Origin of the sequence: Achromobacter piechaudii NBRC 102461 (assembly GCF_001571245.1) — a bacterium.
In the GTDB taxonomy this organism is placed as follows: Bacteria; Pseudomonadota; Gammaproteobacteria; order Burkholderiales; family Burkholderiaceae_B; genus Achromobacter; species Achromobacter piechaudii.
Genome location: NZ_BCTK01000007.1, coordinates 94,139 through 109,294 on the forward strand (window position 1 = coordinate 94,139; position 15,156 = coordinate 109,294).

Consider the following 15,156-nt stretch of genomic DNA (forward strand, 5'->3'; position numbering starts at 1 on the left):
CTCGTATCTTATTTCATACTTCCTACTGGAGACATTCAATGAGCGAGTCGTTTGTACTGGTCGAAACCCGGGGCCGCGTGGGTCTGCTGACGCTGAACCGCCCCAAGGCGCTCAACGCGCTGAACGATCAACTGATGGATGAGCTCGGCGCGGCGCTGCTGGCGTTCGAAGATAACGCCGACATCGGTTGCGTGGTCATCACGGGCAGCGAAAAGGCGTTTGCGGCGGGCGCGGACATCGGCGCCATGAAAGACTGGACGTACATGGATGTGTACGGCAGCGAATACATCACCCGCAACTGGGAAACCCTCAAGCGCATCCGCAAACCCGTGATTGCCGCGGTGTCCGGCTATGCGCTGGGCGGCGGCTGCGAACTGGCAATGATGTGCGACATCATCATCGCCGCCGACACCGCCAAGTTCGGTCAGCCCGAAATCAAGCTGGGCGTGATTCCCGGCGCGGGCGGCACGCAGCGCTTGCCGCGCGCGGTGGGCAAGGCCAAGGCCATGGACCTGGCGCTGACCGCCCGCATGATGGGCGCCGAGGAAGCCGAACGCGCGGGCCTGGTCTCGCGCGTGGTCGCTGCCGACAAGCTGATGGAAGAGGCGCTGGACGCCGCCACCGTGATCGCTTCCATGTCACTGCCGTCCGTGATGATGGCCAAGGAATGCGTGAACCGTGCGTTCGAAGGCTCGTTGAACGAAGGCCTGCTGTTCGAGCGCCGAGTGTTCCATTCGCTGTTCGCCACCGAAGACCAGAAGGAAGGAATGGCGGCATTCACCGAAAAGCGCAAACCGGACTTTAAACACCGTTAAGCCTTGTTACCGCCGCAAATTGCCGGCGGATTTCACTCGGTAACCCCAGCGCGCCCACTGCGGCGCGCTTTTTCATGCGCGTGGAGGACTGCTCAGGCCGTTGCGCCTTGAAACGTCTGGGCAGCACCTTGTTGCAGACTTCTTCCCTATGCTGAACGAGCGTCATCAAGAGGTGCCGCGCCAGAGCGGCTTGCCCCAACTGGCAAGTCCCGCGCGGCGGCTCGCTAGCAAACAAAATCAAGAAGGAGCCTTGCATGCGTACATTTATCGCTAACCGCCGGTGGTCGACCGCGGTACTCGCCGGCGCGTTGAGCGTCTGCTTCATGACCGCCTCCCAGGCTCAATCGCCGCAGCCCACGCTGCGCCTGGTGTCCGAAACGCCTTACCCGGCATCGTCCGCACCCGCCCCGCAAATGAGCGAACAGGAGCTGCGCGACACGGCTATCGACGCGTACGTGTACGCCTATCCGATGGTGCTGATGGAGCTGGCGCGCCGCAAGGCGACCGCCGTGCAGACGCCGCTGGATGGCCGCGCGCCGGTCAACCAGTTCGGCCACAAGACCGCCTTCCCCGATCCGCGCGCCTCTGATACGCCGTGGCCCAGCGCTGACGCGCTCTATTCCAGCCTGTGGTTCGATGTCTCGCAAGCGCCGTTGATCGTGAACCTGCCGGATACCGGCGGCCGCTATTCGGTGCTGTCCGCGCTGGATATGTGGAGCGACGTGTTCGCCTCGCGCGGCACGCGCACCAATGGCCCGGGCGCGCAGTCGTTCGTTATCGTCGGTCCCAACTGGCAAGGCACCGTGCCGGCCGGCATGGACGTCATCCATAGCCCCACGTCTACGGGTTGGCTGATCGGTTGGACGCAGGCCGGTGGGCCGCAGGACTATGCAGCCGTCAACCAGATCCAGGCCGGCATGACCGCGACGCCGCTGATCGCGCCGATGGCCTCGACCACGCCCAACCGCAATCGCAACGCTGGCAACGCCTACCCGCAAACCGGTTCGCGCGTGGGCTCGGCGCCCATCGGCGCAGGCTTGCCCATGCCGATGCCCGTGACCGTGCCCGACGGCACGCCCGCCGAGCAGGCGGCCAGCATGGACGCGGCCTCGTTCTTCACGCTGTTCTTCGATGTCCTGCGCAACAACCCGCCGCATGCCAACGACACGCCGATGCTGGACCGCATGCGCCGCATCGGCCTGGATGGCCGTCAGCCGTTCTCGTATGGACGCCTGAGCCCGGCCGTGCAGCAGGCGCTGGCCGATGCGCAACCGCTGGCGGGCCGCCGCATCGCGGACGGCGTGGGCCGACTGGGCACGCCGATCAATGGCTGGAACACTGTGCTGTCGGGTATCGGCACCTACGGCACCGATTACTCGCGCCGCGCCGCCATCGCCTACGCGGGCCTGGGCGCGCCGACCCCGGAAGACGTGCTGTATCCGGTCACCGTGTCCGACTCGAAGGGCCGCCAGCTCAATTCGAACGAAGACTACGTGCTGCACTTCGACAAGGGCCAACTGCCGCCGGCCAACGCGTTCTGGTCGCTGCATGTCTATAACGACAAGCACGGCTTCGGCGAGAACCCGGCCAACCGCTACGCACTGCGCAGCACCGATGGCCTGAAGTACAACTCGGACGGTTCGCTGGACATCTACATCCAGCGTCGCGACCCGGGCGAGAAGAAGCGTTCGAACTGGATCAGCACGCCGACCGCCGATGGCCCGTTCCTGTTGAGCATGCGCCTGTACTGGCCGCAAGACATGGCGCTGGATGGTCTGTGGGCGCCACCGCCCGTCAAGGAAGACTGATCGCCACATTGAGTTAGCACCGCTCGATGGAACTAAGAACGGCCCTTTGAACAAGGGCCGTTTTTTCGCCTGAGGCGTGCTCGGGCAGGCTCGCCCCGCGTCCCTAATTTCAATGCCGCGCAGGCGTTGTTCCCACCTTACAAACGGCCGAAAGTTCATTTGCTTGGGCAAAAAGATTCACGCTATACTCTGCGGGTTTGACGCTTGCGGGATAAGAACACGTGGCGGCCGGGTAGGTGGGTAACAGAGCGAAATAGCTTTGATCCACGAGGCAACGCCGGTTCTGACAGGGTAGTAGCAGCGGGGATGCTTGATGCAGAAGTTGATGCGCGGGTCAGCGCAAAGCTCAGCACAAAGCTTGATGCAAGGCGCGTTGCAAGATGAGCAGCAGCGCCAGCAACAAGGTTTGTCGGGCCAGGATGATGACGGCCAAAGCGAAAGCGATGACGACATCAAAGTTCTGGTTCTTAGCGATGCGGACCGAGCGGCGCTTGATGCGCAGGCAAGCCGAGGTCTCCTGTTGGCATTGGCGGCGCAAGGCGCCATGGGGCTCGCAGCGGCAGTAATTGCGGGAGTTTTCGGAGGGGCGGCGGCTGGTTGGTCGGCGCTGGCGGGGGCGGGAGCGTATTTCATACCCAATGCATTGTTTGCATTGCGCCTGGTTGTCAGCGTTCGGGCCGGTAAAGCCAATCCGTTTACCTTTCTTTCTGGTGAGTTGATCAAGTTGTTCGCAACGGCATTGCTGTTGTGGATGCTTTCGCGTGTGGCGCAGGACAGCCTGGTCTGGCCCGCTGCATTGCTCGGTCTGATACTCACATTGAAGGGCTATCTCCTGCTATTGATGTTCCGCAAGTTGTCTTAGCGCCGAGCAGTAAGTAGCGGCAAACGTGATCGTGGAATCGTCCGGCTCGCAAGGGTTCGGGCATACAGCAAATAGGGTAGGATTCAAATGGCTGCTGCCAGCGACGTGTCGCCTCAGTCCGCGTATATTCAGCATCACCTGGTGCATCTGAACAATACCGGTGAAAAACAGAGCGCAATTGCTCAGTTCGACATCATCAATTACGACTCGTTGTTCTGGTCCGGCCTGATGGGTCTGATCGTCATCTTCTTTCTGTGGCGCGCTGCTCGCCGCGCCACCAGTGGCGTGCCGACCCGCTTCCAGGCTTTCGTGGAAATGATCGTCGACATGGTCGACGACCAGGCCAAGGGCATCGTCCACAACGCCAAGAGCCGTCTTTTCATCGCCCCGCTGGCGCTCACCGTGTTCCTCTGGATCATCCTGATGAACGCGCTGGACTTGCTGCCGGTCGACCTGCTGCCCTCCATCTGGCGCCTGACCGGCCTGGGTGCCGAGCACGGTGATCCCCTCTATTACCACCGCATTCTGCCGACGGCCGACTTGAACGTGCCGATGGGCATGTCGCTGGGCGTGCTGCTGCTGATGTTCTATTACGGCATCAAGATCAAGCACCCGGGCGGCTTCGTCAAAGAACTGTTCACCGCGCCGTTCCATGCGCATGGCATTGGCGCCGTTGTGCTGGCCCCGTTCAACCTGCTGCTGAACCTGATCGAATACGCCGCCAAGTCCGTGTCGCTGGGCATGCGGTTGTTCGGCAACATGTTTGCCGGCGAACTGATTTTCATGCTGATCGCCCTGCTGGGCGGCGCCTGGACCGGCTTTAACGGCGCCAGCATCGGCTTGGGAATCGGCCACATCCTGGCCGGCTCCATCTGGGCGATCTTCCACATCCTGATCGTTCTTCTGCAGGCCTTCATCTTCATGATGCTGACGCTGGTTTATCTCGGCCAGGCGCACGAAGGCCACTGATCCCCCGAATTTCCCGCGCTGGTCACCCGGCCAGCGTGGGATAGCAAGATTATCTTGCATTGAGCTGTACCCCTTATTTTTCAATTTTTGACTTCAGATTTCTAACCAAGGAGTTGTCATGACCAACGTCGCTTTCGTTGCCCTCGCTTGCGGTCTCATCATCGGTTTGGGTGCTATCGGCGCTTGCATCGGCATCGCATTGATGGGCGGCAAGTATCTGGAAGCTTCGGCTCGTCAGCCTGAGCTGATGAACGCTCTGCAAACGAAGATGTTCCTGCTGGCCGGCCTGATCGACGCTGCATTCCTGATCGGCGTGGGTATTGCCATGCTGTTCGCCTTCGCCAACCCGTTCGTCGGCTAAGGCAGCGCCCGCCGGCGAATAGGCGGGTCATGACGTTGGCGGCGATGTGGGCAACAGCCCCGTCGCCGGCCAGCAAAGTATCGAGTGCTCCGTGACGCCCCTTTCCGGGTGCGGTCGGAGCCGCAAGGTGTTAAAGGAACGACCGTGAATCTGAACGCGACGATCATTTTCCAGATGCTCGTGTTCTTCGTTCTGGGCTGGTTCACGATGAAATTCGTGTGGCCTCCTCTGACGAAGGCGATGGACGAGCGCCGCCAAAAAATCGCCGACGGCCTTGCCGCCGCCGAGAAGGGCAAAGCCGACTTGGCTCAAGCCCAGGCGCGCGTCAGTCTGATCGAGGCTTCTGCCAAGTCCGAAAACCACGCCCGCATCATCGAGGCCGAAAAGCAAGCCGCCTCCCTGATCGAGCAAGCCCGCCGTGAAGCGGAAGCTGAACGCGCCCGTATCGTGGCTCAAGCTGCTCAAGATGCCGCGCAGGAAGTCCAGCGCGCTCGTGACGCATTGCGCGACGATGTTGCCGCGCTGGCTGTCAAGGGTGCTGAACAGATCCTCAAGCGCGAGGTTGACGCCCGCGCCCACGCCGAGCTGCTCAACCAGCTTCGCGCGCAGCTTTAATCCGGGACCGTCATGGCTGAACTTTCCACTGTTGCCCGGCCCTACGCTGAAGCGCTATTCAGCGCAGCGCGCGACGACAAGGCCGGCTTGCCGGCCTGGGCCGACCTGGTCAGCGAAATGTCGCAGGTCGCCTCCAACCCCGACGTGCGCGAGGCCATGGCCGACCCGCGTCTGGGCGATAAGCAGCGCGTCGAGCTGTTCTCCGGCCTGATCAAGGCCGAACTGCCGCAGGCCGCCCGTAATTTCATCGAGTTGCTGGTTGAGAACGACCGGCTGCTGCTGCTGCCCGACATCGCCTCGCAATTTGTGGTGCTGCGCAATCGTCACGAAGGCACGGCGCAGGCGGAAATCACCAGCGCGTTCGAACTGAGCGACGCCCAGGTCAAAGAACTGGTCGCCGCCCTCGAACAAAAATTCGGCCTCAAGCTCAAGCCCAGCGTCACCGTCGACCAGTCGTTGATCGGCGGCGTGCGCGTGGCTGTCGGCGACCAAGTGCTCGATACTTCCGTACAAGCCCAATTGGTCCGCATGCGCGATCAGCTCGCCGCTTAAGGCAACTAACAGGATTCCAGGAGTCAATATGCAACTCAATCCCTCCGAGATCAGCGAACTGCTCAAGAGCCGCATCGAGGGCCTGGGCGCTTCGGCTGATGTCCGTACTCAGGGCACCGTCGTGTCCGTGACCGACGGTATTACCCGCATCCACGGCTTGTCCGACGTGATGCAGGGCGAAATGCTCGAATTTCCCAACAATGTTTTCGGTCTGGCGCTCAACCTTGAGCGCGATTCCGTCGGCGCCGTGATTCTGGGCGACTACACCGGCATCTCCGAAGGCGACCAGGTCAAGACGACCGGCCGCATTCTGGAAGTCCCGGTCGGTCCGGAACTGAAAGGCCGCGTGGTCAACACGCTGGGCGAACCGATCGACGGCAAGGGCCCGGTCAACGCCAAGGAAACCGACATCATCGAAAAAGTGGCGCCTGGCGTTATCGCCCGCCGCTCGGTGTCGCAACCGCTGCAAACCGGCGTCAAGGCTATCGACTCGATGGTGCCGATCGGCCGTGGCCAGCGCGAGCTGATCATTGGCGACCGCCAAACCGGCAAGACCGCTGTCGCTGTCGACACGATCATCAGCCAGAAGGGCAAGGGCGTCACCTGCGTGTACGTCGCTATCGGCCAGAAGGCTTCCACGATCAACAACGTGGTCCGCAAGCTGGAAGAGCACGGCGCGATGGAATACACCATCGTCGTGGCCGCTTCGGCTTCCGACTCCGCCGCCATGCAATACCTGGCTGCCTACGCCGGTTGCACGATGGGCGAATACTTCCGCGATCGTGGCGAAGACGCCCTGATCGTTTATGACGATCTGACCAAGCAAGCCTGGGCCTATCGCCAAGTGTCGCTGCTGCTGCGCCGTCCGCCGGGCCGTGAAGCCTACCCGGGCGACGTGTTCTACCTGCACTCGCGCCTCTTGGAACGTGCAGCCCGCGTGAACGAAGACTACGTCGAAAAGTTCACCAACGGCGCCGTCAAGGGCAAGACCGGTTCGCTGACCGCGCTGCCGATCATCGAAACCCAGGCAGGCGACGTGTCGGCCTTCGTTCCGACCAACGTGATCTCGATCACCGACGGCCAGATCTTCCTGGAAACCGACCTGTTCAACGCCGGTGTCCGCCCCGCAATCAACGCCGGTATCTCGGTGTCGCGTGTGGGTGGCGCTGCTCAGACCAAGGTCGTCAAGAAGCTGTCCGGCGGTATCCGTACCGACTTGGCGCAGTACCGTGAATTGGCCGCCTTCGCTCAGTTCGCTTCCGACCTGGACGACGCAACCCGTCGCCAGCTGGAACGCGGCAAGCGCGTGGTGGAACTGCTCAAGCAGCCGCAATACCAGCCGCTGCAAGTGTGGGAACTGGCCGTCACGCTGTACACGGTCAACAACGGCTACCTGGATGACGTGGACGTGGCCCAAGTGCTGTCGTTCGAGAAGTCGCTGAAGGATCAGCTGAAGGCCAAGCATGCGGCCATGATCCAGCGCATCGAAGACACCAAGGAACTGTCCAAGGACGACGAGGCCGAATTGGCCACCGCCGTTCAGGAATTCAAGAAGCACGGTGCTTTTTAAGAAAGTGATGGGTTAGGCGTCTGCGACGCCTCACCCGTCCTTACCGGATGGTTGAGGCGACTCGCGGAACCCATCGGCCAGTCTTCACAGGAAAGCGCAATGCCCGGAATTAAGGAAATCCGAACCAAGATCAAGAGCGTGCAAAACACGCGCAAGATCACCAAGGCGATGGAAATGGTCGCCGCATCCAAGATGCGCAAGGCGCAGGAACGGATGCGTGCCGGTCGTCCGTACGCCACCAAGGTGCGCGAGATTGCTGCGCACCTGATGCAAGCCAACCCCGAGTACAGCCACCCGTACCTGGTCGAACGCGAAATCAAAGCGGTCGGCGTGGTCATGGTGACGACGGACAAGGGTTTGTGCGGCGGCTTGAACACCAACATCACTCGCGTGACGTTGGGCAAGCTGAAAGAGTTCGAGAAAAACGGCGTTGCCGTGCAAGCGACCGCTTTCGGCAACAAGGGCGTGGGTGTGCTGACCCGTATCGGCGCCAAACTGGTTTCCCAGGAAGTGCAACTGGGCGACAAGCCGCAACTGGACCGCCTGCTGGGCGCGATCAAGGTGCAGCTGGACGCCTACCTGGAAGGCCGCATCGACGCGCTGTACGTGGCCTCGACTCGCTTCGTCAACACGATGAAGCAGGAGCCGCTGTTCTTGCGCCTGCTGCCGTTGGCCAATGGTTTGGAAGATCCGTATCAGACGGGCGCCGAAACCTTGTCCAAGACGTCTGAAGTGAAGTCGGACTACAGCTGGGATTACATCTACGAACCCGACGCCCGTAGCGTGATCGACGACCTGCTGCAGCGTTACGTTGAAGGCCTGCTGTATCAAGCCGTGGCCGAGAACATGGCTTCGGAGCAGTCGGCCCGGATGGTCGCCATGAAGGCGGCGTCGGACAACGCCAAGAAGGTCATCGGAGAGCTGCAACTGGTCTACAACAAGACCCGTCAGGCCGCGATCACCAAAGAAATTTCGGAAATCGTAGGGGGCGCTGCCGCCGTTTAAGGCCAGGCAGCTCCCATCTAAAGCTATCAAGCAAGGAATCGACATGAGCAACGGAACCATCGTTCAGTGCATCGGCGCCGTGGTGGATATTCAGTTCCCCCGCGATCACATGCCCAAGATCTATGAGGCGCTTACCCTGGCTGACGACGAGTCTTCGTCGTTCGCTGAAAAGGGTCTGACGCTGGAAGTGCAGCAACAGTTGGGCGACGGCGTGGTGCGTACCATTGCGCTGGGCTCCAGCGACGGTCTGCGCCGCGGCATGAAGGTCACGGGCACGGGCGCTCCGATCTCGGTGCCGGTCGGCACCGGCACGCTGGGCCGCATCATGGACGTGCTGGGTCGTCCCATCGACGAAGCCGGTCCGATCCAGCACGAAGAAAAGCGTGGCATTCACCAATCGGCTCCCCGTTTCGACGAACTGTCGCCGTCGGTGGAACTGCTGGAAACCGGCATCAAGGTTATTGACTTGGTCTGCCCGTTCGCAAAGGGCGGCAAGGTCGGCCTGTTCGGCGGCGCCGGCGTGGGCAAGACCGTGAACATGATGGAACTCATCAACAACATCGCCAAGCAGCACAGCGGTTTGTCGGTGTTTGCCGGCGTGGGTGAGCGTACCCGCGAAGGCAACGACTTCTACCACGAAATGGAAGAGTCGAACGTTCTGGACAAGGTTGCGATGGTGTTCGGTCAGATGAACGAACCCCCGGGCAACCGTCTGCGCGTGGCGCTGACCGGCCTGACGATGGCCGAGAAGTTCCGTGACGAAGGCCGTGACATCCTGTTCTTCGTGGACAACATCTACCGCTACACGCTGGCCGGTACGGAAGTGTCCGCACTGCTGGGCCGTATGCCGTCGGCCGTGGGTTATCAGCCCACGCTGGCTGAAGAAATGGGCAAGCTGCAAGAGCGCATCACGTCGACCAAGACCGGCTCGATCACCTCGATCCAGGCCGTGTACGTCCCTGCGGATGACTTGACCGACCCGTCGCCTGCCACGACCTTCCAGCATTTGGACTCCACCGTCGTGCTGTCGCGTGACATCGCTTCGCTGGGTATCTACCCGGCCGTGGATCCGCTGGATTCGTCCAGCCGCCAGCTCGACCCGCAAGTCGTGGGCGAAGAGCACTACGCCGTTGCGCGTGGCGTGCAGCAAACGCTGCAACGCTACAAGGAACTGCGCGACATCATCGCGATTCTGGGCATGGACGAACTGTCGCCGGAAGACAAGCAGGCCGTGGCCCGCGCGCGTAAGATCCAGCGCTTCCTGTCGCAGCCGTTCCACGTGGCTGAAGTGTTCACGGGCTCGCCCGGCAAGTACGTTCCGCTGGCTGAAACCATCCGTGGTTTCAAGATGATCGTGGACGGCGAATGCGACGCGCTGCCGGAACAGGCCTTCTACATGGTCGGCTCGATCGACGAGGCCTTCGAGAAGGCCAAGAAACTGCAATAAGGAACCGATATGGCTACCCTGCATGTGGATGTCGTCAGCGCAGAGGAAGCGATCTTCTCCGGTGAGGCGAAGTTCGTGGTGCTGCCTGGCGAAGCGGGTGAACTGGGCATCTTGCCCGGCCACACCCCGCTGATTTCGCGCATACGCCCCGGGACGGTCAAGATCGTTCGTGCCGACCAAGGCGAGGAAAACATCTTCGTCGCCGGGGGCATTCTGGAAGTGCAGCCGGGCAGCGTGACGGTTTTGGCCGACACCGCTATCCGTGCTTCCGACCTGGACGAAGCTCGCGCCGTGGAAGCTCGCAAGAAGGCCGAAGAGGCCCTGGCGAACGCCAAGGACAAGGCGGACATCGCAGTTGTCGAAGCAGAACTCGCCATGCTGGCTGCGCAAGCCATCGCGGCGCGCAAGCTGCGCCAAGGCGGCCGTTCGCACTAAGCGGCAAAGCAATACACCGGGTTCGCCCGGCATGAAAAAAGCGGCCTTCGGGCCGCTTTTTTCATGCGCGCTCGATTTGGCCATGTGCCGGGCTGGCCCTGCCGCGTGCTGACCGCAATGCGTTCGATACGAATAGCTGGGCCGGATCTGCAACAGTAGCCTTCAACTTTGCCTGATATGCCAAAGGGGAATGCGTTGCGAGAAGTCCTGGATTGTGGGGTACTGCTGGCCCCTGGTCACGAGGCCGCCATGCGCGATTGGGTGGTTCGGCATCAAGGCGAGCTGCCGCGCATCCGCCTGCATGTCGTGCCGCTGGATTCGCCGGCGGTGCTGCCGCCGTCGCAAGCAGGCCTTGCCGTGCCAGGGCTTGCAAGCTCGCCGACCGACGTGCAGGCGCTGGCCCGCATGGCCGTCTCTTTGCGCCGCTATGACAGCTGCGTGCTGCCCGTGGCGCCCTCGTCGGTGGCATGGGCGCGCATGGCGCTGTCGATGGCCGGCGCCACGCTGACCACGCCATTGCTGCTGCTGATGGAAGGCATGAAGGCGCCCGCGATTGAAGATCTGCTGGGGCTGGGTGCTACCGATTTCATGGCGCAGCCGGCCTGCCTGGAAAGCATGCGGGTCCGGCTGGGGCGTCTGCGCCGAACCGGAGCCGGCCGGGGCGCGCGATGGCAGCAGGGTGGGCAGGCCCAGGTGCAGGAGCCTGCCGCCAGGTATCACGAACACGCCGACTTTGATGAAGGCATGCCGCCGCGCGGCATGCGTCCGCGCGTGGCGCCCGAGATCCTGCAACAAGGCTTGGCGAAGTTGCGCGACGGCAGGCGGCCGCCAGCGCACGAAGCCTTTCGGTTGGCGAAGTCGCGGGTGGTGGATGGATTCGAGCGCGAGTACATCCAGCACGCCTTGTCGCGCCACGGCGGCAACGTGGCGCAGGCGGCGCGGGCCTCTGCCAAGCATCGGCGCGCTTTCTGGGCCTTGATGCGCAAGCATGGAATCGAGGCGGCCCCGTTTCGTCAGGCCGCCCAGGCGCGGGCGATGCGTGGCTGATCCATGCATCAATCAGCGGCTGGCGCGTCGCGCCACGCAACGGTTTGCGCCTTGGCAAACGGCGCGTGCGGACTTCCCGTGTCTTGTCAGCCAGGGGAAGTAAAATCACGGCTTCCGATCAACGAGGATAGTCGTGTCTGCTTCCAGCTTGAAGAACGATGTGTTCTTGCGCTCGCTCCTGCGCGAGCCCGTGCCCTATACCCCGATCTGGCTGATGCGCCAGGCGGGTCGCTACCTGCCGGAGTACCGCGCCACGCGGGCCCGCGCAGGCTCTTTCATGGGCCTGGCTCAGAACCCGGACTACGCCATGGAAGTCACGTTGCAGCCGCTTGCGCGCTTCGACCTGGACGCCGCCATTCTGTTTTCCGACATCCTGACCGTGCCGCATGCGATGGGCCTGGGCCTGGACTTCGCCGAAGGCGAAGGCCCGCGCTTTGCCCACCCGGTGCGCGACGAGCAGGACGTGGCCCGCCTGGCCGTGCCCGACATGGACAAGCTGCGCTACGTCTTCGACGCCGTCAGCGTCATCCGCCGCGAGCTGGACGGCAAGGTGCCGTTGATCGGTTTCGCGGGCAGCCCGTTCACCATCGCCTGCTACATGGTCGAAGGCAAGGGCAGCGACGACTACCGCCTGATCAAGACCATGCTTTACTCGCGGCCCGACCTGTTGCATCGCATCCTGGAGATCAACGCCGAGGCCACGCTGCAATATCTGAACGCGCAGATCGCCGCCGGTGCGCAAGCCGTCATGCTGTTCGACAGCTGGGGCGGGGTATTGGCGGACGGCTTGTTCCAGCAGTTTTCGCTGGCGTACACGAAGAAGGTCGTCGATGGCCTGACCCGCGAAAACGAAGGCCGGCGCGTGCCGGTCATCGTCTTCACCAAGGGCGGTGGACAGTGGCTTGAGCAGATCGCGGCTTGTGGCTGCGATGCGGTCGGCCTGGACTGGGCCGTTGATCTGGCCGCTGCGCGCCGCCGCACGGGCGACTCGGTCGCCTTCCAGGGCAACCTCGACCCGATGGCGCTCTTTGGCGGCGGCCCCGCCGTGCGCGCCGAAGCGCGCCGCGTGCTGGACGCTTTTGGCCCGGTGGGCAAGGGCGGCCATGTCTTCAATCTGGGACATGGAATTTCACGTTTCACTCCGCCTGATGCCGTAGCCGAATTGGTTGAAGAAGTCCACCAACATAGCCGCTCGCTGCGCGGGTAAGTGAGTGAACGCTTCGGCCCCAAGGGCCGAAGTTCGAGGGCCCCGGCGAGTACTTGTGCACAGCAAGAATTTGCCTGGGGAATACCCTTTATAAGCTGGCTTACAATCTCGGAACGTTGCGTAGGTTATTGTTTTTAAACGGGAAAAGCGAGTTTTCCACCGGATTGCACCGTGTCGCGCAATCCAGGCTTATTCCGAAAGTTGATGTTGCCCCAGCCTTTTCCCCAAAGTTATCCACAGGCGCTGCTTGAACGGGCGCGATCGCCCGGGCGACAATTGCGGGCCTGCGCGTCCCTCCCTCTCATCTAAGCCTTTTGGATTAATCCTTGTCCGTGACCCGTTCGATCTTCCATGTCTGAATTGCCGCCGAGCACCCCCGTCGCCGAGGCCGTTTGCTGGGTGCGCGTGGCGCTGGACGTGCCCCTGCCCGGTCCGTTCGACTATCGCAGCGATGCGCCTGTCGCGGTGGGCCTGCGGGTGATCGTGCCGTTCGGGCGGCGCAAGATGATAGGCGTGGTGGTGGACAACCCGGCCGAGCCGTCTTACGACCCCAAGCAGATCCGGCCCATTGAACAGGTGCTGGACGACCTGCCCCCGTTTGACGAGGATTGGCTGCGGCTGGCGCGTTTCGCCGCGGATTACTACCAACGGCCGCTGGGCGAAGTCATGTTGCCGACATTGCCGCCGCCGCTGCGCAAGCCGACGGCGTATCAGGGCAAGCGCTCTGCCGGCGGGCCCGTGGCGCGGCTGGACAACCGCAAGCGCAAGGCGGTACGCACGCCTGCCAAGGCAGACCAGGCGCCAGAATTGAATGACGCCCAGCGCGCCGCCGTGGACGCCATCGGCGCGCTGACATCCTTCAAACCCGTGCTGCTGCACGGCGTCACGGGCAGCGGCAAGACCGAGGTGTACCTGCGCGCCGCCGAACAGGTGTTGAGCCAGGGCCGACAGGTGTTGCTGATGGTGCCCGAGATCAACCTGACGCCGCAGTTGGAAGGCGCGCTGCGTGCGCGCCTGGAAGCGCTGGTGGGGCCGGATGGGCTGGCCGTCATGCACAGCGGTTTGTCCGACGGCGAACGCCTGGAGGCGTGGGCGCGTGCCCAGCGCGGCCAGGCGCGCATGCTGCTGGGTACGCGGATGTCGGTCTTCGCGCCGCTGGGCAAGCTTGGCTTGATCGTCGTGGACGAAGAACATGATGCGTCCTACAAGCAGCAGGACGGACTGCGCTACTCCGCGCGCGATCTTGCCGTGTGGCGCGCGCATGACCTGAATATTCCCGTCGTGCTGGGCTCGGCCACGCCGTCCCTGGAAACCTGGCAGCACGCCGAACGCGGACGCTATCTGCGCCTGACCTTGCCAGGCCGCGCCCGTTCCAGCACCTTGCCGTCCATGCGTCTGGTGGACACACGCCGCTTGCAGATGAAGCACGGCATGTCGCCGCAACTGCTCGATGCCATCGGCCAGCGCCTGGAGCGCAAGGAGCAGTCGCTGATCTTCCTGAACCGGCGCGGTTATTCGCCGGTGCTGCACTGCCAGTCCTGCGCCTGGGTCAGCAATTGTCCGCGCTGCACCGCCTTTACCGTGCTGCATCGCACCGACGGGCGCGGGCATCGCTTGCAGTGCCACCATTGCGGCTATCAGGCGCCGGTGCCGCGCGCCTGCCCGGAGTGCGGCGATCAGGATCTGGCCCCCATGGGCCGCGGCACTCAGCGCGTCGAAGAGCATCTGGCCGAGCTGTTCCCCGGCGCACGCATCTTGCGCATCGATGCCGACAGTACGCGCAAGAAGGGCAGCGCCGAAGCCTTGTTCGCGTCCGTGCATGCGGGCGAGGTCGATATCCTGGTCGGTACGCAGATGGTGGCCAAGGGCCACGATTTTGCGCGGCTTGGTTTGGTCGGCGTGCTCAATTCCGACTCGATGCTGTTCGCGCACGATTTTCGCGCGCCCGAACGGCTGTTCGCCCAGCTGATGCAGGTGGCCGGCCGCGCAGGCCGTCATCAGGGCAACGGCGAAGTGCTTATTCAGACCGGCTATCCCGAACAGCCCGTGTATCAGGCGCTGTTGCGGCACGACTACGCGGGTTTTGCGCGGCATGCGCTGCATGAGCGCGAAAGCACCGGCCTGCCGCCCTTTGTCTATCAGGCGCTGCTGACCGCCGAGGCGCGTGAACTCAAGGTTGCGCAGGCCTTCCTGGAGCGCGCCCGCGTGTTGCCCGAAGGGGAATGGGCGGCCGACTTCCCCGGCCTGGACGCGATCATGCTGTATGACCCGGTGCCGCTGCGCGTGGTGCGCGTGGCCAATATAGAACGGGCGCAGTTGCTGGTGGAAAGCAGCAGCCGGCCCGCCTTGCAGGCGTTCCTGGCCTCGTGGTCGCACCACCTGCCGTACATCGCCAACGAGGCGCGCGTGCGCTGGCAACTGGAAGTCGATCCGCTTGAAATCTAGCGGCCGCCACCCATGCGC

Annotated in this window: 15 protein-coding genes; 14 read left to right on the plus strand and 1 reads right to left on the minus strand. The window is 63.0% G+C overall.

Features of this window, described 5'->3' with window-relative positions:
* Positions 1 to 38: 38 nt before the first annotated feature.
* Entirely contained in the window at positions 39 to 815 is a 777-nt protein-coding gene (locus tag API01S_RS18185) for an enoyl-CoA hydratase (RefSeq protein ID WP_006217052.1), read from the plus strand.
* On the opposite strand, the gene API01S_RS29345 is transcribed toward API01S_RS18185, so the two are convergent.
* On the minus strand, positions 802 to 1,140 hold the full coding sequence (locus tag API01S_RS29345) for a hypothetical protein (protein WP_167351721.1): 339 nt from the start codon (positions 1,138 to 1,140) through the stop codon (positions 802 to 804). The two genes, API01S_RS18185 and API01S_RS29345, sit on opposite strands and share 14 nt — an antisense overlap.
* Here API01S_RS29345 and API01S_RS18195 point away from each other — a divergent pair.
* The 13 genes from API01S_RS18195 (at position 1,070) to API01S_RS18260 (ending at position 15,138) form a co-directional block, all read left to right on the plus strand.
* Positions 1,070 to 2,623, plus strand: coding sequence for a DUF1254 domain-containing protein (locus API01S_RS18195; protein WP_006217055.1), 1,554 nt, complete (start codon positions 1,070 to 1,072; stop codon positions 2,621 to 2,623). The two genes, API01S_RS29345 and API01S_RS18195, sit on opposite strands and share 71 nt — an antisense overlap.
* A gap of 361 nt (positions 2,624 to 2,984) precedes the next feature.
* Positions 2,985 to 3,485, plus strand: a complete 501-nt coding sequence (locus tag API01S_RS18205; protein ID WP_254598462.1) for an ATP synthase subunit I — start codon at positions 2,985 to 2,987, stop codon at positions 3,483 to 3,485.
* Positions 3,486 to 3,572: 87 nt separating this feature from the next.
* Positions 3,573 to 4,454 carry a F0F1 ATP synthase subunit A gene (gene atpB / locus API01S_RS18210; RefSeq protein ID WP_006217057.1) on the plus strand — a complete coding sequence of 294 codons (882 nt, stop codon included), beginning with the start codon at positions 3,573 to 3,575 and terminating at the stop codon, positions 4,452 to 4,454.
* A 118-nt stretch (positions 4,455 to 4,572) separates the two neighbouring features.
* Complete coding sequence (gene atpE / locus API01S_RS18215; protein ID WP_003815363.1) at positions 4,573 to 4,815, plus strand: F0F1 ATP synthase subunit C; 243 nt, start codon at positions 4,573 to 4,575, stop codon at positions 4,813 to 4,815.
* 144 nt (positions 4,816 to 4,959) lie between these two features.
* A complete protein-coding gene (locus API01S_RS18220) occupies positions 4,960 to 5,430 on the plus strand; it encodes a F0F1 ATP synthase subunit B (protein WP_039882659.1) in 471 nt (156 codons plus the stop codon).
* 12 nt (positions 5,431 to 5,442) lie between these two features.
* Positions 5,443 to 5,982, plus strand: a complete 540-nt coding sequence (locus API01S_RS18225) for a F0F1 ATP synthase subunit delta (protein ID WP_006217060.1) — start codon at positions 5,443 to 5,445, stop codon at positions 5,980 to 5,982.
* A gap of 28 nt (positions 5,983 to 6,010) precedes the next feature.
* Entirely contained in the window at positions 6,011 to 7,552 is a 1,542-nt protein-coding gene (gene atpA / locus API01S_RS18230) for a F0F1 ATP synthase subunit alpha (protein WP_006217061.1), read from the plus strand.
* A 99-nt stretch (positions 7,553 to 7,651) separates the two neighbouring features.
* Positions 7,652 to 8,557, plus strand: coding sequence for a F0F1 ATP synthase subunit gamma (gene atpG / locus API01S_RS18235; RefSeq protein WP_050730534.1), 906 nt, complete (start codon positions 7,652 to 7,654; stop codon positions 8,555 to 8,557).
* A gap of 43 nt (positions 8,558 to 8,600) precedes the next feature.
* Complete coding sequence (atpD, locus tag API01S_RS18240) at positions 8,601 to 10,004, plus strand: F0F1 ATP synthase subunit beta (RefSeq protein WP_050730535.1); 1,404 nt, start codon at positions 8,601 to 8,603, stop codon at positions 10,002 to 10,004.
* 9 nt (positions 10,005 to 10,013) lie between these two features.
* On the plus strand, positions 10,014 to 10,439 hold the full coding sequence (locus API01S_RS18245; RefSeq protein WP_006217064.1) for a F0F1 ATP synthase subunit epsilon: 426 nt from the start codon (positions 10,014 to 10,016) through the stop codon (positions 10,437 to 10,439).
* Positions 10,440 to 10,634: 195 nt separating this feature from the next.
* Positions 10,635 to 11,486: a helix-turn-helix domain-containing protein gene (locus tag API01S_RS18250; protein WP_254598412.1), complete on the plus strand. Its 852-nt coding sequence runs from the start codon at positions 10,635 to 10,637 to the stop codon at positions 11,484 to 11,486.
* 133 nt (positions 11,487 to 11,619) lie between these two features.
* The gene (hemE, locus tag API01S_RS18255) at positions 11,620 to 12,693 is read left to right on the plus strand and encodes a uroporphyrinogen decarboxylase (protein WP_061305724.1); all 1,074 of its coding nucleotides are present in this window, start codon (positions 11,620 to 11,622) and stop codon (positions 12,691 to 12,693) included.
* Positions 12,694 to 13,044: 351 nt separating this feature from the next.
* On the plus strand, positions 13,045 to 15,138 hold the full coding sequence (locus API01S_RS18260; protein ID WP_050730537.1) for a primosomal protein N': 2,094 nt from the start codon (positions 13,045 to 13,047) through the stop codon (positions 15,136 to 15,138).
* Positions 15,139 to 15,156 lie beyond the last annotated feature (18 nt).